Source organism: Micrococcus sp. Mcc28, from assembly GCF_024519775.1.
Classification (GTDB): domain Bacteria; phylum Actinomycetota; class Actinomycetes; order Actinomycetales; family Micrococcaceae; genus Micrococcus; species Micrococcus luteus.
This window is the reverse complement of record NZ_JALJRH010000012.1, coordinates 22,407-43,875: the sequence shown is the minus strand read 5'-3', so window position 1 is coordinate 43,875 and position 21,469 is coordinate 22,407. Positions and strand designations below refer to the sequence as shown.

The window sequence follows — 21,469 nt, the reverse complement described above, 5'->3', positions numbered from 1 at the left end:
TGCCGTGGAAGGGGGGGATGCGCGCCCCGAGGGCGCAGGGCCACGGTCCGCCTCCGGCGTCCCCGCGGGGACGCCGGAGGTGGACCGCGCCGGATCACTGGCCGATGCGGCCCTCGATGTCGGAGATCATCTTCTGCCAGGTCTGGACCGGGTCGCCCTCGCCCTTGATGATGCTCATCTCGGCGCCGCCCCAGAACTCGAACACCGCGCCCATCTCGGGGGCCGCCGGCATGGGGACGCCGTTCTCGCCGATCTCGCCGAACGCCTTCACGGTCTCGTCCGAGGCCGCCTTGTCGAAGGAGGCGGTCAGCGCCGGGGGACGCTTGCCCTCGGCGAAGAGCGCGTCCTGGGCCGCCTCGGTGGAGAGGTAGTTGACCACGAACTCATTCGCGGCCAGCTGGTTCTCGGACTCTGAGGAGACGAAGAAGGCGTTGACGCCCACGAACGGCTGCGCCGGCTGGTCGCCCATGGACGGGATGGCCTCGACCTCGAAGTCGACGCCGGCCGCCTCGGCCTCCTCGATGTTCCACGGGCCGGTGATGAAGTAGGCCGCGTTGCCGGAGTTGAACTGCTCCTTGGCGATGTCCGCGGTCATGTTCGGGTTCAGCACCCCGGACTCGCCGTACTCGGCCAGCTTCTCGGCGAAGGCCTCACCCTCGGGCCCGCCCATGGCCAGCGAGCCGGTGTCGTACGAGCCGTCCTCGGCCTGCTTGAACACGGGGGCGCCCATGGAGGTCTGGAACGGGTACAAGTGGTACGGGTCGCCGTTGACGGCGTCCAGGCCCACCACGAACGGGTACTCGGCCTCGCCGGCGTCGACGGCCTTCCGGCCCTCCGCGATCATCTCGTCGAAGGAGGCCGGGGTGGACTCGGCCAGCTCGGTGTTGCGCAGGATGGCGATGTTCTCCACGGAGTACGGCACGCCCCAGGTCTGACCCTCATAGGTGACGGCCTGCACGGAGGACTCCACGAAGTCGCCGGCTCTCTCGCCCAGCTCAAGGGGCTCGATGGTGCCGTTCTGCACGAGCGAGCCGATCCAGTCGTGGGCGCCGACGATCACGTCCGGGCCCTCGCCCGTGGGGTTCTGGGTGATGAAGTCGTCCTTCATCGTGGAGTTGTCCTTGACCACGAGCTCCACCGTGATCCCGGTGTCCTCCTTGAAGTCCTCCGCCACGGCCTGCAGCGGCTCCTGGCGGTTCTGGTCCACCCACATGGTGATGGTGCTGGCGCCGGCCTCGGAGAGGTCCTGGCTCGGGGACGCGGTGGCCGTGCCCTGCTCGGTGGCGCCGGCCGGGGAGGAGGACGCCGGGGCGGAGGAGCCGCCGCCGCACGCGGTGAGCGCGAGGGCGGAGAACGCCGCGGTGAGGGTCAGGCTGAGCGGGCGGCGGAAGAGGCCGCCGGTCGTCGTCGACTGCATGATGTGCCTTTCACGAGGGGTGGCCCGCGGCATGCGCCGGCCGTTGCGTCGCCGACGTGGGCCCCGCGGTGAGACGGCGCCTGCCCCCGGCGGCTGAAGGAGTCAGTCCCCAGGAGTGTAAACGCTTCCACTGTGATATGCCACACAGAGGTGCGCTCCCGCATGAACACGGGCATGCGGGAGTGGGGGCGGAGGTCAAGACCGGCTGAAACCGGAATGGAAGCGCTTCCACCACCGCGCCTGCCGTGCCGTACTCTGGTGCCACGCATCGACCCCCGGCCCGCCGCCGTCGTGCACCCGCCCCGCCGCAGAACCCCATGAACCGGGAGGAGGACCGCCGATGGTCGGCATCAAGGACGTCGCCCGCATGGCCGGGGTCTCCACCGCCACCGCCTCCCGCGCCCTCACCGGCTCCGGCCCCGTGGCGGCCGCCACGCGCACCCGAGTCCAGGAGGCCGTCGCCACGCTCGGCTACGTGGCGGACTCCGCCGCTTCTTCGCTCGCCTCGGGCCGCACCCGCAACATCGGGCTGGTGACCCCCTCCGTCCACCGGTGGTTCTTCGCCGCCGTGCTCGAGGGCGCCGCGGACGAGCTCGTGCGGCACGGGTACGACCTGACGCTCTACGACGTCGGCCAGGACCCGGAGCGTCGATCCACGGTCATCTCCGACCTGCTGCCCCGACGGCGGCTGGACGCCCTGATCACCCTCTCGTTCCGGCTGAGCGTGTTCGAGTTCGCCGGACTCGAACGCCTCGGCCTGCCCGTGATCGCCGTCGGCGGCCGCCTGCCGGCGGGTGAGACCCTGCCGGACTGGTTCACCGCCGTCCAGGTGGACGACGCCCGCGCCGCACGGATGGCCACCGAGCACCTGCTGGAGCTCGGACACCGGGACATCGCCTACGTGGGCCGCGTGGACGAGGACATCGAGTTCCAGGTCAGCACCGAGCGCACCCGCGGGTTCCTGCACGCCCTCGCCGCCATCGGGGTGCGCACGCCGGCCGACTGGATGGTGCCCGCGGACTTCACCATCGGCGGCACCTACCACCAGGCGCGCGCCCTTCTCGCCGACCCGCGGCGCCGGCCGACGGCGGTCATGTGCATCTCGGACGAGATGGCCATGGGCACCTGGATGGCAGCCCACTCCCTGGGGCTGCGCGTGCCCGAGGACGTGTCCGTGATGGGCCTGGACGGCCACCCCGAGGCCGCCCGCCTGGGCATCAGCACCGTGGACCAGAACCCGCTCGAGCAGGGCCGCCGCGCCGTCCGCCTGGCGCTCGGCGCCCTCGACGGCGCCGCCCACCCCCACCGGATCATGCACCACCTGGCCCTGCGGCCGAGAGCGAGCACCGCGCCGCCGTAGACCGTCAGCCCCGACCCTCACCCACCCCTCTCCTTCACCTTGGATCGTCGGGCACGTACCTGCCCGTGAAAGGAACCCCACCATGGCCTCCGTGACCTTCCGCTCCGCCAGCCGCCAGTACCCCGGCTCCCCCCGCCCCGCCGTCGACTCCCTCGACCTGGAGATCGCCGACGGCGAGTTCCTCGTGCTCGTGGGCCCCTCCGGCTGCGGCAAGTCCACCTCCCTGCGCATGCTCGCCGGCCTCGAGGAGCTCTCCCACGGCAGCATCCTGATCGGCGACCGGGACGTCACCGACGTGGACCCCAAGGACCGGGACATCGCGATGGTGTTCCAGAACTACGCCCTGTACCCGCACATGACCGTGGCGGACAACATGGGCTTCGCCCTGAAGATCGCCGGCGTCCCCGCGGACGAGCGGCGCCGCCGCGTCGAGGACGCCGCAAAGCTGCTGGACCTGACCGAGTACCTGGACCGCAAGCCGAAGGCCCTCTCCGGGGGCCAGCGTCAGCGCGTGGCCATGGGCCGGGCGATCGTGCGCGACCCGCAGGTGTTCCTCATGGACGAGCCGCTCTCCAACCTGGACGCAAAGCTGCGCGTGCAGACCCGCGCCCAGATCGCCAACCTGACCCGTCGCCTGGGCACCACCACCGTGTACGTGACCCATGACCAGACCGAGGCCATGACCATGGGCGACCGGGTGGCGGTCCTCAAGGAGGGCCGCCTCCAGCAGGTGGACACGCCGCGCAACCTCTACGAGCGCCCGATGAACGTGTTCGTCGCCGGGTTCATCGGCTCCCCCGCCATGAACATCTTCCGCATGCCCGCCACGCACGAGGGCGTGCACTGGGGCGAGACGGTCATCCCCGTGCCGCGGGAGGATCTGGCCGACGCCGGCACGACGGTGGACCTCGGCGTGCGCCCCGAGAACCTGGTGATCAGCGACGACGCCGCCGGCCTGCCCGTGGAGGTGGACACCGTGGAGGAGCTCGGCGCGGACGCGTACGTGTACGGTCACGCGACGATCGGCGGCGAGGAGCGGCTCATCACCCTGCGGACGGTGGGCTACACGGCGCCGGAGAAGGGGTCCGTGGTGCACGTGGTCCCGGACCCGGAGCGCGTGCACCTGTTCCACGCCGACACCGGCGAGCGACTCAACCGCTGACGGCGGCGCGGGGCGGCGTGACGGCGGCGGGCGTCGCCTGCCCTCAGTCCTGACGCTCGGCGAGGTCCGCGAGCCGGTCGATCGACGCGCGGAGCTGCTCTTCTCCGGTCCGCAGCGCCTTCTGGATGCGCTTCGGGTCGGTCAGGGCGGTCCAGTCGTAGGTGTGGGTGACGCGGCAGCCGCCCTCGTCGTCGCCCTCGACCTCCCACCGCCACAGCTGGCCGAACGGCTCCCCGCCGACCTCGGAGGGCTTCCAGGCGATGCGGCGGCCCTCCTCGAACTCGACCACGTGGTTCGCGCGGTCCACGCCCTTCTGCAGGGTCATCACGAACACGTCCCCGACGGCGGTCACCCGCTGCCCGGGGGCGGCCTCGGCCAGGTTGTCGTTGCCGTCCCACTCGGGCTGGCGGGAGGGGTCCGCGATCAGCTCGAAGACGACGCCGGCCGGGGCGTCGACGTGGTGGGTCGCGGACACGACGCGGTCCTCGGGGGCGGGCAGGGCGGTCTCGTCGATGTGCTCCATGGGGAGAGCGTAGACCCCGATGCGCACCCGCCGAGAGGGTCGGCGGGGCTCGCTCGGGGAGCGGCCCCCGATCTCAGATCAGGCCCAGCGCGGTGAGCTTGGCCGCGGTCTCCTCGTTGGTCGGCTCCACCTGGTGGTCGCCGTCGGGGAACACGACCACGGGGATGTCCTTCTGGCGCCGGGTGCGCAGGCAGTCGCGGCACCAGTCGGCGCCGTCGACGGTGAGGACGTTCTGACTCATCCGTCCAGCGTACTGAGGGGTGGGATGCTGGGGGGCATGCCCGCCCAGCCCTCCCCCTCCGGCCGCACCGTCCACCTGTCCACGTCGGGCGTGGACGCCCGCATCGCCCCCGACGAGTTCGGCGGGTTCGTCCTGGAGATCGGCGGGGCTGTCCAGTCCCACGTGGACCTGGCCGACCCCGCTCGCATCCGCTACGAGTACCTGCGCCGCATGGCCCACGTGCTCGACGTAGCCTCCCCGACGGGCGCGCCGGTGCGGGTCCTGCACCTCGGCGCGGGCGCGCTGACCCTGCCGCGCTACCTCCAGGCGACCCGACCCGGCTCGGAGCAGACGGTGGTCGACCTGGACCGGGAGCTCGTGTCCTTCGTGCTCGCTGAGCTGCCCCTGCCGGCGGGCACGGACCTCGTCTCCGTGGTCGCGGACGCGCGCCTGGCCGCCGTCGACCTCGCGCTGGACGGGGAGCGGTTCGACGCCGTCGTGCTGGACATCGGCACCGGCGAGGAGGGCGCCGAGCACCTGCGCGGCGCCGTGTTCTACGGGGAGCTGCTCGAGCTGCTGACGGCGGGTGGGGTGCTGCTGGTGAACATCGGCGACGACGCCGGCCTGCACTTCCTGGGCGCCGAGCTGGGCGCCCTCGAGGAGGCGGCCGCCGAGGCCGGGGTGCCCGGCCCGTGGACGCTCGCGGACCAGGGGATGCTGGAGCGCCTGGACTGGGGCAACGTCGTGCTGGCCGCGGGGGCGCCGCTGGGAGAGGCCGGCTGCACGGAGCGCCTCGCCGCGGCGGGGCCGCATCCGGCGGCCGTGCTGGACCCGGCGGAATCGGCCGCGCTGGCCGCCCGCATCCGTCGCGCCTGAGGGCGGGCGCGGCGCTCAGGGCCGGGGGTCCTCCGCACCGGGGCCCGTCTGCGGCCGGGGCCACGGGTGGCCCCGGCGCTCCTCCGCCCCCTCGTTGAAACGCCGCAGGAGCCTGCTGAACTCGACGACGTCTTCGGCGGGCCAGGAGGCGACGATCTGCGCCACGTTGTCCGCGCGGGAGCTCAGCTCCGCGGCGAGGCGGGCGCGCCCCTCCTCCGTGGGGCGGTGCAGCCGGGCGGAGCCGCCGTCGGGGTCCGCCACCCGCTCGACGAGGCCGGCCTTCATGGCGGCGGCCACCTGCCGGTGGACGGTGGAGACGTCGAGGTCGAAGGCCTCGGCCAGCTCGCCGACGCTCATGGCCCCGCCTGCGTCCAGGCGGGCGAGCAGCACGGTGGCGCTGCGCTCCAGCGCACTCGACCGGCCGTAGGGTGCCACCCCCTGCGTGGCCACCCGCAGCAGGAGCATGTGCTCGTACATGATCCCTTCGACCGGGTCGGGCCACGCCCCCTCAGATGATTGCATCATGCAAACGATGCTACCTTTTGCATCATGCAAATCGCCGAGCAGGAACGCATCGCCTCCCCCACCTTCGTCCTCGCCTGGGTGGTCTCCTTCCTCCAGTTCCTCGCGTTCTACGCCCTCGTCACCACCATGGCTGTGTACGCGGTCCGGCAGTTCGCCGCCTCGGACGCCGGGGCGGGGCTGGCCTCGAGCGCCTTCGTCATCGGCGCCACCCTCAGCCGCGTGGTCACCGGCCACGTGGTGGACCGCTTCGGCAAGCGCCGCGTCCTGGTGGTGGCCCTGGTCGCCGTCGCGCTGTCCTGCACGCTCTACCTCGTCGCCTCCTCGCTGCCGGCCCTGGTGGCGGTGCGCATGCTCCACGGCGCCAGCTACGCCTTCGCCAGCACCGCCGTCATGGCCCTGGCCCAGGCGGCCATCCCCGACGGGCGACGCGCGGAGGCCACCGGCCACCTCGCGCTGGGCACCACCCTGGCCACCGCGATCGGCCCCGCCCTGGGACTCTTCCTCGCCGGCTCCATCGGCTACGCGTGGCTGTTCCGGGCGACTCTGGGGATCACGGTGGTCAGCCTCGTGCTGGGCCTGCTGGTGCGCGAGGCGCCCGCCGCGGCGGACGTCGACGGCGAGCGCGCCGCCGGCGAGGTCCCCCTGGAGCACCCCGCCCCCGCGGTGGGCTTCCGCCTGCGCTCCGTGCTGCACCCGGCGGTGCTGCCGATCAGCGGCTTCATGCTGCTGGTGGGCCTGAGCTACGCCGGGATCCTCACCTACCTGAACGCCTACTCGGTGGAGCGCGGGCTCACGGCCGGCGCCGGCCTCTTCTTCCTGGCCTACGCCGCGGCGATGCTCGTCATGCGCCTCACCCTGGGCACCCTGCAGGACCGCCGGGGGGACGACGCCGTCGTCTACCCCGCGCTCCTCTGCTTCACGGCCGCGCTCCTGGTGCTGGCCTTCGCCACGCGCGACTGGCAGGTGGTGCTGGCCGGGGCGCTGAGCGGCCTCGGCTACGGCACGCTCATGCCCGCGGCCCAGGCGATCGCCGTGAACGCGGTGCCCTCCCACCAGCTCGGCGCCGGCATCTCCACCCTCATGCTCTTCGCGGACGTGGGGCTGGGCCTGGGCCCCGTGCTCCTCGGCGGGCTCGTGGCCTCCGCCGGCTACGGCGCCATGTACGCGGCCCTGGCGGGCGTGCTGGTGATCGCCGCCGGGTACTACTTCGTGATGCACGGACGCCGGCACGGGCGGCGGGGGACCGTGGCCCGCGCCTGAGTCCCGCGCGGTGACGGCGGCCTGCCGCCGCGGGCGACGCTACCGGCGCCGCGCCGGCCAGGACGCGAGCATGACGGCGGCGAGGGCGCCCAGGGTGCCCAGCACCGTCGTCGTGGTGACCGTGGATCCGTCGGTGGGGGCCACCAGGTCCACCACGAGGGAGCCCAGGAGGTTGCCCGAGACCAGGCCGAGGGTGGCGGCGAAGACGCCCAGGCGCGGGACGACCATGGCGCCCACCCCGATGAACACGCACCCCAGCGGGCCGCCGAGGTAGAGCCGCCAGTCGTGCGGCAGCGCGGGCATGCCGTGGCCGGAGGCCAGGGCGATCCCGCCCCACACGACCCCGAGGAAGAGGACGCCGGCAGTGAAGTTGACCAGGGTCGCCGGGATGGCGGTGCCGTAGGCCGTGGTCTGACGGGCGTTGAACACCTGCTGCCCGGCGGTGGCCAGACCGGTCAGCAGGGGCAGCAGGGCCAGCAGCGCCCAGCCGGGCCCGCCGCCGGCCTCGCCGAGCGAGGGCCACACCACGAGGGCGACCGCGGCCAGGGCGAGCGCCGCCCCCGTGAGGCGCCGCGGCGTCAGGCGCTGCACCCCGGCGGGGCTGAGCCCGAACCGGTCCACGACCATTCCGCCGACCACCTGCCCGGTGACCACGGCGACCGTGAACACGGCCACGCCGAGGGGGCCGATCGTCGCGGACTGGGTGAGCACCAGGAGCCCGCCGATCACGCCCGCCACCGCGTACCACGGGCGCACGGACCCCGCGGCCAGGGCCGGGCGGATGCGGGCCAGGCCCCGGCGGCCCCGCGGCGTCAGCACGCTCACGAGCACCATGACGACCAGGCCCGCCGCGAAGGAGCACAGCGCGGCGAGGACGGGGTCGCCCGTCAGGTGGGCGAGGCGGGAGTTGATGCGGCCCTGCAGCGGCATCACGGAGCCGGCGGCCACCGCGAGAGCGAACAGCAGGGCGGTCGCCCGCGGGGAGGGGGCGTCCGGGCGGGCGGCGACGTCGGCCGGGCGGGGGCGGGAGCGTCCGCGCTCTGCGGACGGGGCAGAGGATGCGGGTGGCATCCCCCCGTTCTACACCCCTAGGCGGCCAGGCGCGCCTCGAGCCCGGCGCGCACCGCGGGCCACTCCTCGCGCACCACGCTGAAGTAGTCGACGTCGGCGATCGTGCCGTCCGCCGCCGGACGGAAGCGGCGCAGAGTGCCCTCGAACGTCGCCCCCAGACGGGCGATGGCGGCGTGCGAACGGGCGTTGCGGTGGTCGCAGCGCAGGGCCACCCGCTCCAGCGTCCATTCCTCGAACGCGTGCCCGAACAACAGCAGCTTGCAGCCGGGGTTCACGGAGGTGCCCCACACCCGACGGGCGTAGACCGTGTGCCCCACCTCCACCCGCAGCCCCGGCACCAGGTCATAGAGGCTCGTGCGCCCCACCAGCTCCCCGCCCTGCTCGACGGCGAACGCGAAGGTGCCCTCCCGCTCGATCAGCTCGGCGAGGTGCGCGGACATGGCCGCACCGTCCACCGGCAGAGGCGCGCTGTTCCCCGCCCACATGACCGCGTCGACGAGCTCGCGCAGGGCGGGGCCGTCGGTGGGTGAGAGGGGGCGCAGGGTGAGGTCCCCGCGGGTGAGGACGATCTCGTGCTTCATGCACCCATCCTGTCAGCGGACTCGGGGTGATCTCCCGGCACGACGAGACCGAGCGCCACGGACGAGGGCGTCGCCTCCGGCGCCCGGCCGGCTCAGAGCGTGGCGGAACGGCGGGCGGAGGCCCTCATGGCCGCGACCCGCTGCGCCACAGGGGCCTCCAGAGCGCCCGGCTGCAGGGCCGGGGCGAGATCGGCGGCCACCTCTCGGGCGACCCCCTCGAGGGCGGAGGCGTCCTGGGCGACCCAGGCGCGCAGCGTCAGGTGCTCCCGCATCCACGCCGTGAGCGTCTCCTCGGACTCCGGGGTGAGGGCGAAGCCCACCCCCGCCGCACCCGGGCTGGTGCGCTCCACATCCAGGCCGAGCTCGCCCGCCAGCAGGGCGGCGAACGCCTGGCGCAGCGGTGAGACGCCGGTACGACCGGACTGGAAGGCGGCGCGCACCTCGCGGCGCTGCAGGCTCTCGTCGGCCACGTCGACGGCGAGGACATCACCGGCGGCGGGGGTGAGGCCCAGGGCGGCACGGGCTGACTCCTCGGCCACCACGGCCACGATGCCGGGCACTGCGGGGGCGGCGGTGAGGAACTCGGCGTACCGCATGCCCGGAGTGGCGGCGAGCACAGCGGCGGCCTCGGCGGTCGGGGACGGGGTGTCGACGGCGGTGATGGTCATGGATCCAGGGTGAATCGCGATTCACTGAGACGGGGAGCGATGTCCATATTCTGAGATTTGCAATCACATGGTGAGACCCACGCCGCCCGATGTGCAGTACGCTGGCCCCATGCAGATGCGCGCGCAGCAGTGGTGGACCGCCTGAGGGCGGCCCCGGTCATGCGCATCTGACACGACGAGCCGCTCGCCTGCCGGGCGGCTCGGTCATGAGCGGCTCCGGCGGGCCCCATCCCAGGAGGACCCCCGATGACCCACCGCAACCCCGAGGACAACGCCCTGAGAGGCGCCCCCGAGCCCCGCACCCTCGCCGAGGCCTGCGACCTCGTCACCACCCCGGACCTGGACGTCTCCGCGGACGGCATGTTCGGCCAGTACGGCGGCGCCCACCTGCCCCCGCAGCTGGCCGGCCCCATGGCCGAGGTCGCCCGCGCGTACGCCGAGGCGCGCCAGGACCCCGAGTTCTACGCCGAATACCGACGCCTGCTGCGCGACGCCGTCGGGCGCCCCTCCCCCCTGACCCCGCTGGACCGCCTCTCCGACGAGCTCGGCGGCGCACGGATCGTGCTCAAGCGCGAGGACCTGAACCACACGGGCGCCCACAAGATCAACCACACGATCGGCGAGGCGCTGCTCGCCAAGCGCATGGGCAAGCGCAGCCTGATCGCGGAGACCGGCGCCGGCCAGCACGGCGTGGCCCTGGCGACGGCGGCCGCGATGGTCGGCCTCGACTGCGAGATCCACATGGGCGCGATCGACGTGGCCAAGCAGCACCCCAACGTGGTGCGCATGCGCCTGCTCGGCACGAAGGTCGTCTCGGTGGAGCGCGAGGGCCGCTCCCTGAAGGAGGCCGTGGACTCGGCGTTCGAGGTGTACGCGGCGAACCCGGAGAAGTACCTGTTCGCGATCGGCTCCGTGGTGGGCCCGCACCCGTTCCCCACGATGATCCGCGACTTCCAGTCCGTGGTCGGCCGCGAGGCCCGCGCCCAGTTCCAGGAGCGGTTCGGGGCGCTGCCCAGCGCCGTCGTCGCCGCGGTGGGCGGCGGCTCCAACGCGATGGGCGCGTTCACCGCGTTCCTCGACGACGCCGACGTCGCGCTCGTGGGCGTCGAGCCCGGCGGCCGCTCCGCGACCAAGGGCGAGCACGCGATGACCATGACCCAGGGCCGCGACGGCGTCCTCCACGGCATGGCCACCCTCGTCCTCGCCGACGACGACGGCACCCCGGATCCCGTGCACTCGATCGCCTCGGGCCTGGACTACCCGGGCGTCGGTCCACAGCACGCCCACTTCGCGAGCGTCGGCCGCGTCCGGTACGTGGCCGAGGACGACGCGGCCGTGCTCGACGCGTTCCAGCGGCTCACGCGGCTCGAGGGCGTCATCCCCGCGCTCGAGTCCGCGCACGCCGTGGCGCACGCGATCCGCCTCGCCCCGCAGATGGGCCGGGACGCGCGGATCCTGGTCAACCTCTCCGGCCGCGGAGACAAGGACGTGGACTACGTGGCCGAGAAGCTCGGGCTCACGGGCGAGGCGGACGAGGTCGTGCGGTGAGCTGAGGCGGCGGCCCGGCGTCGCCCCCGGTCAGCGCGTAGCCTGGCTGCCGTGATGACCCTGATGTGGGGCGCGGTCGCCGCGTCCTCCCTGCTCGTGGGCGCCGTCCTGGCGACCCTGCGCCGCTGGCACATGGGCACGATCGGACTCGTGCTCGCCTTCGGCGCCGGCGCCCTGATCGCGTCCGTGTCCTTCGAGCTCGCGGAGGCGGGCGTGCAGGCGGCCGGACCTGCCGCCGTCGGCATCGGGCTGACGCTCGGCGCGGCCGCCTACTTCCTCGGCGACCGTGCGGTGGAGCGCTCCGCCGCGAGGTCCGGCGGCTCGTCCTCGGGCGCGGCGCTGACCGTGGGCGCGCTGCTGGACGGCATCCCGGAGCAGCTCGTGCTGGGCATCGGGCTGGCCGCGGGCGAGGGCGTCTCCCTTGCGCTGCTCGTGGCGATCTTCATGTCCAACCTGCCCGAGTCCATCGCCGCCACGGCCGACTCCCTCGACGGCGGCAAGACGCGGCGCCACCTGCTGGTCCAGTGGTCGCTCGTGGCGGTGGTCTGCGCTCTGGCGACGTGGGGCGGCGGGCTGATCGCCGACGTCGCCTCCCCCACCCTGACCGGCGGCATCCAGGGGTTCGCGGCCGGCGCCCTGCTGGTCATGCTGATCGACACGATGATCCCCGAGGCCCGAGAGAAGGGCGGGGAGAAGGCCGGGCTGCTCACCGTGGTCGGCTTCGCGCTCGGCGCGTTCCTGTCCCTGGTGGTGTGACCGCCCAGGGACAGGAACGCCCGACTCCGGTCACGGGGTGGGCATGCCGCCGGTCACCGGGATGGTCGCGCCCACCACATAGGAGGACTCCGGCGAGGCCAGGAACACGTAGGCCGGGGCCAGCTCGGTGGGCTGCCCGGCGCGGCCCAGCGGGGTGGACTGGCCGAACTCCGGCAGGTCCTCCGACTTCTGGCCGCCGGAGGGCTGCAGCGGGGTCCAGATCGGACCGGGCGCCACGGCGTTCACGCGGATGCCCTTCGGGGCCAGCTGCTGGCCCAGGGCCTTCGTGAAGGTGTTGATGGCGGCCTTCGTGGCGGAGTAGTCCACCAGCTGCTCCGGGGCCATGTAGGCGACCACGGAGGTGGTGTTGATGATCGTGGAGCCCGGCTTCAGGTGCGGCAGGGCGGCCTTGACCAGGCGGAACTGGGCCAGGATGTTGATGTCGAAGGTGGCCTCGAGCTGCTCGTCGTCGATGTCCTCGATCGAGTCCTGCGCCACCTGCTTGCCGCCGTTGTTCACCAGCACGTCCAGCCCGCCGAGCTTCTCGACCGCCTGGGCCACGAGGTCGGCGCAGAACGTCTTGTCGCGCAGGTCGCCGGGGATCCCAGCGGCGGTGCGCCCCTCCGCCTGCAGGACCTCGAGGACGTGCTGGGCGTCCTTCTCCTCCTCGGGCAGGTAGCTGATGACGACGTCGGCGCCCTCGCGCGCGAACGCGATCGCGGTGGCCGCGCCGATGCCGGAGTCACCGCCGGTGATGAGCGCCTTGCGGCCCTCGAGACGGCCGGTGCCGCGGTAGGACTTCTCACCCAGGTCGGCCTTCGGCGTCATCTCCGCGTCCAGGCCGGTGCCCGGCAGCGACTGCTCCGGCGGGCTGATCACGGGGTAGCGCTTCGTGGGGTCCTGCAGGGTGAGCTGGTCGGTGGTGGTGGTGTTCGCGTCGTCGTGCGCCACGGGGTGCTCCTCACGGTCTCGGGGCGACGCGCGGTCTGCGCGCCGTCCTCCGAGCGTAGGGAGCAGCCCCCCGGCGGCGCCACGGCTGATCCCCGGGTCACCGGACGTGCCCCACCCGCTCCCCTGGATGACGAGCCCTGCGATATGGCCCCTAAACCACGCGTTTAGGGGCCATATCGCAGGGCTCGTCGCGAGGAGTCGGGGCCGGTGCCGGGGCCGGGCGTCACAGCCCGCCGTGCACGAACTCCCCGCCCACGGCGGTGGCGACGACGTCGATCGCCGCGATCTGGTCGCTCGGCACCGCGCGCGGGTCCTCGCTGAGCACCGTGAAGTCCGCGAGCTGGCCTGCGACGAGCCGTCCCTTGCGGCCGCCCCAGCCGGTCGCCTCCGCGGAGCCGACCGTGTAGGCGTGCAGGGCTTCGGCCACCGTGAGCCGCTCCGCGTCCGGGCCGTACTGCTCGCCGGTCTCGGTGCGGCGCAGCACGAAGTCCTGGATGACCTCCAGCGGGCGGCCGCCGGCCACGGGGCGGTCCGAGCTGCCGGGCAGCACCAGGCCCGCACGCAGCAGCCGGCCGGCCGGGTACGACAGCGCGGCCCGCTCCGGCCCGATCCGCTCCCGCACCGACCCGCCGAACGCACCGATGAAGTTCGGCTGGGTGGCCATCACGACCTCCAGCTCGGCCATGCGGGCCACCTGGTCGTCGCGGACCACCCCGCCGTGCTCCACGCGGTGCGGCATCACGGGCCGCCCGAACCGGCCCCGCGCCTCGGCGATCACGTCGAGGGCGAAGTCGAGGGCGGCGTCGCCGATCGCGTGCAGGGCCAGGGCCCAGCCGGCGGCCGCCGCACCGAGGCACGCCCGGCGCATCTCCCCCGCGTCCTGCTGCAGGTAGCCGCGGCCGTGGCCGTGCCCGCAGTAGTCCTCGGTCATCGCGGCGGTCTGCCCGAGCATCGACCCGTCCGTGAACACCTTCGCCGGCCCGATCTGCAGCCACTCGTCGCCCACCCCCGTGCGCACGCCGGCGTCGAGGGTGAGGTGCGTGCCGTCGTCGGGGTGGCCGTCCACCGGGCGCAGCGCATCCAGGGCGACCATCGTCTGGAAGCGGGTGCGCAGCAGCCCCGCGTCCCGGGCGCGCTGATACGCGCCGAACTCGAGCGGGCTGTGCCCGATCCACCCGCCGGCCACCCCCGCATCGGTCACCGAGGTGATGCCCTCGGCCGCGTACTCCTGCGACGCCCGCGCCAGGCACGCGCCGATGTGCTCGTGGGACTCCGGCTGCAGCAGCCGGGTCACCAGGCTCATGGCGGTCTCCTCCAACAGACCGGTGGGCCGGCCGGCGGCGTCCGTGAGGATCCGCCCGCCCTCGGGCTGCTGCAGCACCTGCTCCCCCACGCCGGCCAGGACCAGCACCGCCCCGGACACCGTGACGGCGTGGCCCGTGTTGTGGCGGATGAGCACGGGGCGCCCGGAGGCGGCGGCGTCGAGGCTGTCCCGGTCCGGCTGGGGGCCGGTGAGGTGGCCGGGATCGAAGCCGGTGCACGTCACCCAGGCGCCGGGGTCGAGCTCGGCGGCGCGGGCGCGGACCCGGCGGTGGACCTCCTCCGCGGTGCGCGCACCCTCGAGGTCCACGTCCAGCCGGGACTGGCCGAACCAGACGCTGTGCGCGTGGGCGTCGTTGAACCCGGCGAGGACGGTGCGCCCCCGCGCGTCGAGGCGTTCGCGCGCCGTCAAGCCGTCCAGCTCCTCGTCCACCCCGACGACGACGCCCCGCCACACCCCCAGCCGCGAGGCCGACGGGCGGGCGGGGTCGCCGGTGATGAGGCGGGCGTTCTCCACGATCAGGTCGAGCTGCATGGGGCGGGTCTCCTGGGGCGGGGCGGGCGGGCGAGGCGCGGGTGGGCGGCCTCGTCCGCGAGCGTAGCCGGGACGCGGGTCAGGGTGAGGTCTCGGCGGCGCTCACTTTCAGGGCCGAATACGACTCTCCCGGGCCCCAGAGCCCCCGGGAGAGTCGTATTCGGCCCACAAAGTGCGGAGGGCGCGGGTCAGGCGGTCGGCCCGCCGCCCGCGGCGGTCATCGCGCGTTCCAGGTCGGCCAGCAGCTCGGCGGTGGGCTCCACGCCCACGGACAGACGCACGAAACCGTCCGGGACGTCGTCGCCCCAGCGGGCGCGGCGCTCGGCCGCCGTGTGCGTGCCGCCGAAGCTGGTCTGCGGCACCACGTACTGCGCCGCGGCGATGAACCGCTCGGCCGCCGCCGCGTCCGCGAACCGCAGCCCGACGAGGCCGCCCGCCGCCGTCATCTGACGCGCCACGACCTCCGCGTCCGGGTGGTCCGCCAGCCCCGGGTAGACCACGGCGCGCACCGCCGGGTGGCCCGCGGCCAGCTCCGCGACCGCCTGCGCCGAGGCGCACATCCGGGCGAAGCGGACCTCGAGGGTCTCGAGACCGCGGTGGATGAGCCAGGCCTCGTGGGTGCCCAGGATCCCGCCGGCCAGGGTCCGCCAGCCGCGCACCCGCGCCATCACCTGCGGGTCCCGGCTGGCCACGTGCCCGCCGAGGGCGTCCGTGTGCCCGTTGACGGCCTTCGTGTCCGAGGCCATGACCACGTCCGCCCCCAGCTCCAGCGGGCGCTGCCCCAGGGGGGTCAGCAGCGTGTTGTCCACCACCACGAGGGCCCCCGCGCCGTCCCGGCGGCCGTTCGCGTGGGCGCGGGCGGCGACGTCCGCCAGGTCCGCCACGCGCAGCCCCGGGTTGGAGGGGGTCTCCACGAGCACCAGGTCGTAGCCGCTCAGGTCCGCATGGGCGAGCCCCTGGGTGGCGACCAGGTCCACGTGCACGCCTCGGGGCGTGAGGTGCTCGGCGGCGAGGGCGCGGGTGGGCCCGTAGCCGTCCGCGGGCAGGAGGGCGCGGTCCCCCGGGTGCAGCAGGGGCAGCAGGACGGCGGCGATCGCGGCCATGCCGGAGGGGACCACGGCGACGTCGGCGTCCTCCAGCGCGCCCAGGGCGGCCTCGAGCGCGGACCAGGTGGGCGTGGCCCAGCGCGCGTACTGGAAAGGCACGTCCGCGCCGGGGGCGGTGGGGGCGCCGTCCGGGTCCGCGCCGGGCAGGTGGAACGCGCTCGCGTGGACCAGCGGCGGGGAGATGGACTCCCCCGGGGCCATCCCGTGGGCGCGGTGGTGCAGGACGGTGCCGAAGGCGGGCGGCGGCGGGGCGGCGGACATGGCCCCGAGCGTAGTCCCGACCCCGGACGCGGCAGCGCGCCCCCTCCCTAGACTGGCGGACATGACCTCCGGCCCTCCCTCCCCCGCCCTGCCCGCCGGGCCCGCCGCCCACCTGCGCGGCGAGCACCTGACCGTCTCGCTCGGCGGGCACCGCGTGCTCACGGACGCCACGGTGCGGATCAACGCCGGCTCGCGGCTCGGGATCGTGGGTGAGAACGGGCGCGGCAAGACCACGCTGCTCCACGTGCTCACGGGCCGGATCACGCCCGACGTCGGCCGCGTGACGCGGGCGGGCACGCTCGCGTTCGTCCCGCAGGCGCTGCGGGCGCGGGCCGACGGGCGCTCCCGCACGGTGGGCGACCTGGTCCGCGACGCCCTCACGGGCCCGCACGCCGCACTCGAGGCCCTGGACGCCGCCGCGGCCGCCCTGGCCGAGGCCCCCGACGACGCCGGCGCCGGACACCGGTACTCCACCGCGCTGGAGCGGGCCCACCTCTACGACGCCTGGGACGCCGGCCGGCGCGTGGACATGGACCTCGAGGGGCTGCACGCGTGCACGGACCGCGAGCGCCCCCTCACATCGCTCTCGGTCGGCCAGCGCCACCGGGTGCGCCTGGCCGTCACCCTCGGCTCCCGGCCGGACCTGCTGCTGCTGGACGAGCCGACCAACCACCTGGACGACGTCGCCCTGGACTTCCTCACCCGCCGGCTGGTGGAGCACCCGGGCGGGGTCGCCGTCGTCAGCCACGACCGCGCCCTGCTGCGCGCCGTGTGCACCGACATCGTGGACCTGGATCCCAGCCAGGACGGGCGGCCGCGGCGGTACTCCGGCGGGTACGCCGGCTGGGCGAAGGGGCGCCGCCGCGCCCGGGCCGCCTGGGAGCAGGAGTACGCCGAGCAGAACGCCGAGCGCGAGCGGCTGGAGCTGGCCGTGGAGGACGCGCGGGAGCAGATGCAGGGCTCGTGGCGGCCCCCGAAGGGCACCGGCAAGCACCAGCGCTCGAGCCGGTCGGCGGGGATCGTGCAGATGTTCAACCGGCGCTTCGACGAGCTGGAGGCGCACCGGATCACCGTGCCCGAGCCGCCCCTGCGCCTGGACTGGCCGTTCGCGGACATGCCCGACGGCGACCCGCGGGACGGCGCGGACGCGGCGGCGGGCACGGCGGGCGGGCCGGGCACGGCGGGCGACGACGTCCTGCTCACCGCGGACGCCGTGCGCGTGGCCGGGCGGCTCGAGCAGCCGATGGGCGCGGCCCTCGTGCCGGGCGGCCGCGTGCTGGTGACGGGCCCGAACGGGGCCGGGAAGTCCACGCTGCTGCGCGTGCTCGCCGGGGACCTGGAGCCCACGAGCGGCTTGGTGACCGTGGGCGCCGACGTGCGCGTGCGCCTCGTGGCGCAGGAGACCCCCGCGTGGGACGAGGAGCGCACCGCCGCCGCCGTGTTCGAGGAGCACGTGCGCCGCGTCGGCGCGGACGAGGCCGGCGTCGACGACCTGGGCCGTCCCCTGCCGGCCCCCACGCTGCCCTCGCTCGGGCTGCTCACCGCCGAGGCCGCGGACACCCCGGTCGGACGCCTGTCCCAGGGGCAGCAGGCCCGTCTGCACCTGGCGATGGTGCTCATCGAGCGCCCCCACGTGCTGCTGCTGGACGAGCCGACGAACCACCTCTCCCCCGCGCTCGTGGACGAGATGACCGAGGCCCTGCAGGTCACGGAGCAGGCCGTCGTCGTGGTGACCCACGACCGGCAGATGCTCGCCGACCTCGCCGACTGGCCGCGCGTCGAGCTGCGGACCGACGCCGCGGCGGTGTGAGGCGGGCGGGGCCCCTGGCCACAGGCCCGGCCCGGCGGTCCGCCCTCAGAGGTGCGCCCGGCACAGCCGCCGCAGCGCCACGCGGGCCGGCAGTCGGTAGGCCAGGGCGACGACGGCGGGCCCGTGGACCGTCAGCCCCGCCCGGGTGCCGCGGGGGGTGGCGGTGAGGTCGTGCGTCATGGAGACCGCCGTCCCGGCCACCCGCACCGTCCACCGCCAGGTGCGGGCGTCGTCGTCGACCTCCTCGACCACGAACGGGACGCGCAGCCCCAGGGGCGCGTGGACCACGCCGCGAAGCCCGGCCCGCAGCCGGCGCCGTGGCGCCTCCACGGCGCGGATCTGCGGAGCCCACCGCGGCCACAGGCGCAGGTCGGCGTAGCGGGCCCAGGCCACGTCCACGGCGGCGGGCCCGGTCGTCGTCACGCGGCGGAACTGTCGGGGGCGGCGCGCGCGCCTCGCGCCGGCGGGGGTGCGGGTCCAGGGGGTCCGGATCATGGTGCCGAGCGTAGGGTCCGGACCGCCGGCCGGGACACGCCCGCCGGCCCGAGCGGCTCGGCCAGTGCACCGGGGGCGGCGTCGCGCTCCGGCAGGATGGGCGCATGACCCTCCCCACCCCCTCCGGCCGCTGGACGACGACGGCGCGGCCTGCCTTCGCCGTCGCCGCGGCCCTGTCCCTGGGCGGCAACCTGCTCTCACTGTGGATCGGCTCGTGGAAGTCCTCGGACCTGCCGGCCGACGCGGGCTACGCGGGCGTGCTCGAGGGCGGCTGGGAGCACATGCTCAACCAGCCCACGTACTTCACGTTCCTCTCGAACTTCCTGGTGGGGCTGACGTCCCTGCTGCTGGCGCTGCGCCTGCACCGGCCGGGCACGCTGTTCCGGGTGCTGCGGGTGACGGGGGTGGTGTGCATCGTGATCACGGGCGTGGTGTTCAACGTGCTGCTGCGGGACGCCGACCCGATGACCGCCGTCGAGCGGTTCAACGACACCCTGCAGCACATCGTCACGCCGATCCTCACCCCGGTGCTGTGGGCGGTCTTCGGGCCGCGGCGGCAGATCACGTGGCGGGTGGTGTGGTTGTCCACGCTCATCCCGCTCGCCTGGCTGGCGTTCACGCTGCTGCGCGGGCCGTGGCTGGACTGGTACCCGTACACGATCCTGGACGTCCCGCGGCTGGGCTACGACGGCGTCGCCGTCTACGTGGTGGCGATCCTCGTGTTCTTCGTGGCGGTCGCCGCCCTGCTGCGGGTGGCCGACGGCCTGCTGGCGCGGGCCGGCGTCGGGGTGGGGGCGGGCGCCGAGGCGGAGGCCCGGGTGGAGGCCCGTCCCTCCCCCTGACCCCGCCTCAGTCCGACGCCGCGCGGCCCACCTGCACCGCCCACGCGCGGACGAGCGCCTCGGCGACCTCCGGCTGGTCCAGGTGCACGTTGTGGCCGGCGGCGTCGAGCGCCGCGTAGGTGGCGCGCGGGTAATGCTCCAGGAGCGCGGCCTGGTCCCGGTAGCCGACGAGGTGGTCCTCCCGGCCGGTGAGGATCAGGGCGGGCCCCTCGAACGGCGGCGCGGCCTCCTCCGGCACGGCGTCCAGGACGTAGCGCGCGGACAGGCGCTTCAGCGCCTCCTCGTCCACGGCGCGGACGCCCGGCAGCGCGTGCTCGCGGAACCGCTCCCACGTGTCCCGCGTCAGCCGCGGGGACATCTCGAGGAACGGGGCGGCGTCGTCGGGGTCGAGGGTAGACATGAAGGCGTCGTCGCGCTCGCGCACCACCAGGTCGGTGCGGGTGCGCCGGTCCTCGTCCGGGTCGACGACGGGCGCGAGCAGCCCCAGCCCCAACACCTGCGCGCCGAACTCGGCCGCCACGTGCCGGGCGAGCAGGCCGCCGAGGGAGTTGCCGAGCACCGCGAACGGCCGCTCGCCGACCTCCGCGCGGATCCAGTCCACGAGCCAGGCGGCGAGCTCGGGGAGGCCGCCGTCGTCCTGGAGGGCCGAGGTCCGGCCGAAGCCCGGCAGGTCCACGTAGATCCGCTCGACCTCCCCGGCCTCGGCGAGGGCGTCGTCGAGCGGCAGCAGCAGCCGGTGGTCCACGCTGTTGCCGTGCACCGCGATCAGCGGGACGCCGGAGCCGCGGCGGACGACGTGGGGGTTCTCGGGGGTGTGCTCGGATGTGTGCTCGGTCATGGGTCCGAGCGTAGGGCTGAGCGCGCGGTGCCGCCCTCTCCCCGCCGCCCTCTCCTCGCCGCCCTCTCCCCGCTGCCCCCTCCCCACCGCTTTGCGGGCCGAATGCGACGCTCCCGTGCCCGATTCAGGGGCTCATCCGTCGGATTCGGCCCACAAAGTGCTCGGCCGGGCCGCCCGGTGCCGGCCGGTCACCAGAGCAGCTGGTCCCCGCGGATCTGCGTCTGGAGTCCGTCGATGCGCCCGAGCACGGAGACCTGCAGCAGGGCTGGCCAGGCGTGCACCACGAGCCCCAGGGCCACCGCGACCACGCCCCAGACCGGATGCCCGACGGCCGCCAGCGCCACGCCCGCCACCGCGTGCAGACCCGCGGAGGCGGCGTGGCTGACGAGGGAGCCCACGGCGGCGGTGCGGATGCGCCGCAGGTCGGCCCGGCCGGTGATGCGGCGGCTGATGGCCGCGTTCCAGCCGACGGCGCCCAGCTGCCGGGAGAGCCAGTCGGTGCGGACCCGGCGGGCGAGATCGCGCCAGCGCGTGCCCCGCCTCCACGGCCGGTCCACGAGCTGCCGCGAGGGCTCCCCGTAGAACGGGCCGAACCCGAAGGTCCCCACCGTGAGCACGCCGACGAACAGCCCCGGCGCCGTCGGCGCCATCAGCACGAAGGCGGACATCAGGGCGGCGACGGTGAGGGCCAGACCGGCGAGCGAGCGGGGAGTCATCACCGCGGACGCTAGCGCACCGGGCCCGCACCCCGGGCGATCCCCTCGAGCCGCCGCACGTGCGCGGCCCACCGCTCGGCGTCCCAGCCGGGCAGGTTGTCCCCGGGGCCGCGCAGGCCGGCCTGCCCGTCGATCCCCTCGCGCAGGATGTCGGCGTGGCCGGCATGGCGGGCCGCGTCGAGGGCCACGTGGGAGAGGATCTGCGCCAGAGTCACCTCGGCCAGGTGCGCGGGCCACCAGGGGACCCGCCCCCGCGCGTCGAGGACGAGGGCCTCGATGGTCGCGTCCGCGTGCGCGAAGCATCGCCGCGCGTAGTCGAGGACGTCCTCGAGGGTCTCGTCCTCGGCGGCGAACAGGTCCGCGCCGTTCTCCTCGCCCACCCCCGGCGCGTCCCAGGGCAGGGGGATGCCGGCGGGGCGGCCGAAGACCTCGCCGAAGTACTCGAGCTCGCACGTGGCCGCGTGCTTGAGCAGGCCCAGCAGGTTGGTGCCGGTGGGGGTGCGGGGCAGGCGGACCTCCCGCTCGGGCAGGCCGTCCAGCTTCGCGAAGAGGGCGTCGCGCTGCCGGCGCAGCCCCTGATGGAGGATCTCCTTGTGGTCCATGGGGTGAGCCTGCCGGGATTCAGGCC

General features: G+C 74.7%; 22 protein-coding genes. 8 read left to right on the top strand and 14 right to left on the bottom strand.

All coding sequences use genetic code 11. From position 1 onward, the window contains the following. Positions 1-94: 94 nt before the first annotated feature. The gene (locus tag NR073_RS07850) at positions 95-1,417 is read right to left on the bottom strand and encodes a maltose ABC transporter substrate-binding protein (protein ID WP_044659341.1); all 1,323 of its coding nucleotides are present in this window, start codon (positions 1,415-1,417) and stop codon (positions 95-97) included. A gap of 340 nt (positions 1,418-1,757) precedes the next feature. Here NR073_RS07850 and NR073_RS07845 point away from each other — a divergent pair, with 340 nt between their 5' ends. Both NR073_RS07845 and NR073_RS07840 read left to right on the top strand, forming a co-directional pair. Further along, positions 1,758-2,777, top strand: a complete 1,020-nt coding sequence (locus NR073_RS07845) for a LacI family DNA-binding transcriptional regulator (RefSeq protein WP_044659342.1) — start codon at positions 1,758-1,760, stop codon at positions 2,775-2,777. Between the two features lie 82 nt (positions 2,778-2,859). After that, positions 2,860-3,939 carry an ABC transporter ATP-binding protein gene (locus NR073_RS07840; RefSeq protein ID WP_041104133.1) on the top strand — a complete coding sequence of 360 codons (1,080 nt, stop codon included), beginning with the start codon at positions 2,860-2,862 and terminating at the stop codon, positions 3,937-3,939. Between the two features lie 43 nt (positions 3,940-3,982). Here the strand turns inward: NR073_RS07840 and NR073_RS07835 are convergent, their stop codons facing one another. After that, positions 3,983-4,462, bottom strand: coding sequence for an SRPBCC family protein (locus NR073_RS07835; protein WP_044659343.1), 480 nt, complete (start codon positions 4,460-4,462; stop codon positions 3,983-3,985). A gap of 73 nt (positions 4,463-4,535) precedes the next feature. Continuing rightward, positions 4,536-4,703: a hypothetical protein gene (locus NR073_RS07830; protein WP_160311879.1), complete on the bottom strand. Its 168-nt coding sequence runs from the start codon at positions 4,701-4,703 to the stop codon at positions 4,536-4,538. 36 nt (positions 4,704-4,739) lie between these two features. Here NR073_RS07830 and NR073_RS07825 point away from each other — a divergent pair, with 36 nt between their 5' ends. Further along, a complete protein-coding gene (locus NR073_RS07825) occupies positions 4,740-5,558 on the top strand; it encodes a spermidine synthase (protein WP_044659349.1) in 819 nt (272 codons plus the stop codon). Positions 5,559-5,573: 15 nt separating this feature from the next. On the opposite strand, the gene NR073_RS07820 is transcribed toward NR073_RS07825, so the two are convergent. Further along, positions 5,574-6,083: a MarR family winged helix-turn-helix transcriptional regulator gene (locus NR073_RS07820; protein WP_082067597.1), complete on the bottom strand. Its 510-nt coding sequence runs from the start codon at positions 6,081-6,083 to the stop codon at positions 5,574-5,576. Positions 6,084-6,107: 24 nt separating this feature from the next. Between NR073_RS07820 and NR073_RS07815 the strand changes: the two genes are divergently transcribed. Continuing rightward, a complete protein-coding gene (locus tag NR073_RS07815) occupies positions 6,108-7,343 on the top strand; it encodes an MFS transporter (protein WP_044659344.1) in 1,236 nt (411 codons plus the stop codon). Between the two features lie 39 nt (positions 7,344-7,382). Here NR073_RS07815 and NR073_RS07810 read toward each other — a convergent pair whose 3' ends face one another. The 3 genes from NR073_RS07810 to NR073_RS07800 form a co-directional block, all read right to left on the bottom strand. Continuing rightward, positions 7,383-8,414: a DMT family transporter gene (locus NR073_RS07810; protein WP_082067598.1), complete on the bottom strand. Its 1,032-nt coding sequence runs from the start codon at positions 8,412-8,414 to the stop codon at positions 7,383-7,385. A 17-nt stretch (positions 8,415-8,431) separates the two neighbouring features. Beyond that, complete coding sequence (locus NR073_RS07805) at positions 8,432-8,995, bottom strand: GNAT family N-acetyltransferase (protein WP_044659345.1); 564 nt, start codon at positions 8,993-8,995, stop codon at positions 8,432-8,434. A gap of 92 nt (positions 8,996-9,087) precedes the next feature. After that, positions 9,088-9,663 (bottom strand): hypothetical protein, encoded by a 576-nt coding sequence (locus tag NR073_RS07800; protein ID WP_044659346.1) that lies wholly within the window; start codon positions 9,661-9,663, stop codon positions 9,088-9,090. Between the two features lie 246 nt (positions 9,664-9,909). On the opposite strand from NR073_RS07800, the gene trpB reads away from it, so the two are divergent. Together trpB and NR073_RS07790 are read left to right on the top strand one after the other, a co-directional pair. After that, a complete protein-coding gene (trpB, locus tag NR073_RS07795; RefSeq protein ID WP_196489411.1) occupies positions 9,910-11,211 on the top strand; it encodes a tryptophan synthase subunit beta in 1,302 nt (433 codons plus the stop codon). A gap of 54 nt (positions 11,212-11,265) precedes the next feature. Further along, positions 11,266-11,967, top strand: a complete 702-nt coding sequence (locus NR073_RS07790) for a ZIP family metal transporter (protein WP_044659347.1) — start codon at positions 11,266-11,268, stop codon at positions 11,965-11,967. A gap of 30 nt (positions 11,968-11,997) precedes the next feature. Here NR073_RS07790 and NR073_RS07785 read toward each other — a convergent pair whose 3' ends face one another. The 3 genes from NR073_RS07785 to NR073_RS07775 form a co-directional block, all read right to left on the bottom strand. Further along, on the bottom strand, positions 11,998-12,918 hold the full coding sequence (locus NR073_RS07785) for an SDR family oxidoreductase (RefSeq protein ID WP_060973477.1): 921 nt from the start codon (positions 12,916-12,918) through the stop codon (positions 11,998-12,000). Positions 12,919-13,141: 223 nt separating this feature from the next. Further along, on the bottom strand, positions 13,142-14,773 hold the full coding sequence (locus NR073_RS07780) for an amidohydrolase (protein WP_101967770.1): 1,632 nt from the start codon (positions 14,771-14,773) through the stop codon (positions 13,142-13,144). A gap of 188 nt (positions 14,774-14,961) precedes the next feature. Continuing rightward, a complete protein-coding gene (locus tag NR073_RS07775) occupies positions 14,962-16,140 on the bottom strand; it encodes a cystathionine gamma-lyase (RefSeq protein ID WP_095353522.1) in 1,179 nt (392 codons plus the stop codon). Between the two features lie 61 nt (positions 16,141-16,201). Between NR073_RS07775 and NR073_RS07770 the strand changes: the two genes are divergently transcribed. Continuing rightward, positions 16,202-17,950 carry an ABC-F family ATP-binding cassette domain-containing protein gene (locus NR073_RS07770; RefSeq protein WP_036315586.1) on the top strand — a complete coding sequence of 583 codons (1,749 nt, stop codon included), beginning with the start codon at positions 16,202-16,204 and terminating at the stop codon, positions 17,948-17,950. A 45-nt stretch (positions 17,951-17,995) separates the two neighbouring features. On the opposite strand, the gene NR073_RS07765 is transcribed toward NR073_RS07770, so the two are convergent. Next, complete coding sequence (locus tag NR073_RS07765) at positions 17,996-18,445, bottom strand: SRPBCC family protein (RefSeq protein WP_020627043.1); 450 nt, start codon at positions 18,443-18,445, stop codon at positions 17,996-17,998. Between the two features lie 104 nt (positions 18,446-18,549). Here NR073_RS07765 and NR073_RS07760 point away from each other — a divergent pair, with 104 nt between their 5' ends. Further along, entirely contained in the window at positions 18,550-19,287 is a 738-nt protein-coding gene (locus NR073_RS07760) for a Pr6Pr family membrane protein (protein ID WP_020627044.1), read from the top strand. A 7-nt stretch (positions 19,288-19,294) separates the two neighbouring features. Here NR073_RS07760 and NR073_RS07755 read toward each other — a convergent pair whose 3' ends face one another. The 3 genes from NR073_RS07755 to NR073_RS07745 all read right to left on the bottom strand — a co-directional run bounded on the left by NR073_RS07755 (position 19,295) and on the right by NR073_RS07745 (position 21,443). Next, complete coding sequence (locus NR073_RS07755) at positions 19,295-20,125, bottom strand: alpha/beta fold hydrolase (RefSeq protein ID WP_020627045.1); 831 nt, start codon at positions 20,123-20,125, stop codon at positions 19,295-19,297. Positions 20,126-20,313: 188 nt separating this feature from the next. Continuing rightward, positions 20,314-20,841, bottom strand: coding sequence for a hypothetical protein (locus NR073_RS07750; protein WP_256748715.1), 528 nt, complete (start codon positions 20,839-20,841; stop codon positions 20,314-20,316). Between the two features lie 11 nt (positions 20,842-20,852). Continuing rightward, complete coding sequence (locus NR073_RS07745; RefSeq protein ID WP_044659356.1) at positions 20,853-21,443, bottom strand: DinB family protein; 591 nt, start codon at positions 21,441-21,443, stop codon at positions 20,853-20,855. Positions 21,444-21,469 lie beyond the last annotated feature (26 nt).

Excerpts from the sequence above, each read along its gene's own strand:
- NR073_RS07850 (WP_044659341.1), bottom strand. The coding sequence starts at position 1,417 with ATGCAGTCGACGACGACCGGCGGCCTCTTCCGCCGCCCGCTCAGCCTG.
- NR073_RS07845 (WP_044659342.1), top strand. The coding sequence starts at position 1,758 with ATGGTCGGCATCAAGGACGTCGCCCGCATGGCCGGGGTCTCCACCGCC.
- NR073_RS07840 (WP_041104133.1), top strand. The coding sequence starts at position 2,860 with ATGGCCTCCGTGACCTTCCGCTCCGCCAGCCGCCAGTACCCCGGCTCC.
- NR073_RS07835 (WP_044659343.1), bottom strand. The coding sequence starts at position 4,462 with ATGGAGCACATCGACGAGACCGCCCTGCCCGCCCCCGAGGACCGCGTC.
- NR073_RS07830 (WP_160311879.1), bottom strand. The coding sequence starts at position 4,703 with ATGAGTCAGAACGTCCTCACCGTCGACGGCGCCGACTGGTGCCGCGAC.
- NR073_RS07825 (WP_044659349.1), top strand. The coding sequence starts at position 4,740 with ATGCCCGCCCAGCCCTCCCCCTCCGGCCGCACCGTCCACCTGTCCACG.
- NR073_RS07820 (WP_082067597.1), bottom strand. The coding sequence starts at position 6,083 with ATGATGCAATCATCTGAGGGGGCGTGGCCCGACCCGGTCGAAGGGATC.
- NR073_RS07815 (WP_044659344.1), top strand. The coding sequence starts at position 6,108 with ATGCAAATCGCCGAGCAGGAACGCATCGCCTCCCCCACCTTCGTCCTC.
- NR073_RS07810 (WP_082067598.1), bottom strand. The coding sequence starts at position 8,414 with ATGCCACCCGCATCCTCTGCCCCGTCCGCAGAGCGCGGACGCTCCCGC.
- NR073_RS07805 (WP_044659345.1), bottom strand. The coding sequence starts at position 8,995 with ATGAAGCACGAGATCGTCCTCACCCGCGGGGACCTCACCCTGCGCCCC.
- NR073_RS07800 (WP_044659346.1), bottom strand. The coding sequence starts at position 9,663 with ATGACCATCACCGCCGTCGACACCCCGTCCCCGACCGCCGAGGCCGCC.
- trpB (WP_196489411.1), top strand. The coding sequence starts at position 9,910 with ATGACCCACCGCAACCCCGAGGACAACGCCCTGAGAGGCGCCCCCGAG.
- NR073_RS07790 (WP_044659347.1), top strand. The coding sequence starts at position 11,266 with ATGACCCTGATGTGGGGCGCGGTCGCCGCGTCCTCCCTGCTCGTGGGC.
- NR073_RS07780 (WP_101967770.1), bottom strand. The coding sequence starts at position 14,773 with ATGCAGCTCGACCTGATCGTGGAGAACGCCCGCCTCATCACCGGCGAC.
- NR073_RS07775 (WP_095353522.1), bottom strand. The coding sequence starts at position 16,140 with ATGTCCGCCGCCCCGCCGCCGCCCGCCTTCGGCACCGTCCTGCACCAC.
- NR073_RS07770 (WP_036315586.1), top strand. The coding sequence starts at position 16,202 with ATGACCTCCGGCCCTCCCTCCCCCGCCCTGCCCGCCGGGCCCGCCGCC.
- NR073_RS07765 (WP_020627043.1), bottom strand. The coding sequence starts at position 18,445 with ATGATCCGGACCCCCTGGACCCGCACCCCCGCCGGCGCGAGGCGCGCG.
- NR073_RS07760 (WP_020627044.1), top strand. The coding sequence starts at position 18,550 with ATGACCCTCCCCACCCCCTCCGGCCGCTGGACGACGACGGCGCGGCCT.
- NR073_RS07755 (WP_020627045.1), bottom strand. The coding sequence starts at position 20,125 with ATGACCGAGCACACATCCGAGCACACCCCCGAGAACCCCCACGTCGTC.
- NR073_RS07750 (WP_256748715.1), bottom strand. The coding sequence starts at position 20,841 with ATGACTCCCCGCTCGCTCGCCGGTCTGGCCCTCACCGTCGCCGCCCTG.
- NR073_RS07745 (WP_044659356.1), bottom strand. The coding sequence starts at position 21,443 with ATGGACCACAAGGAGATCCTCCATCAGGGGCTGCGCCGGCAGCGCGAC.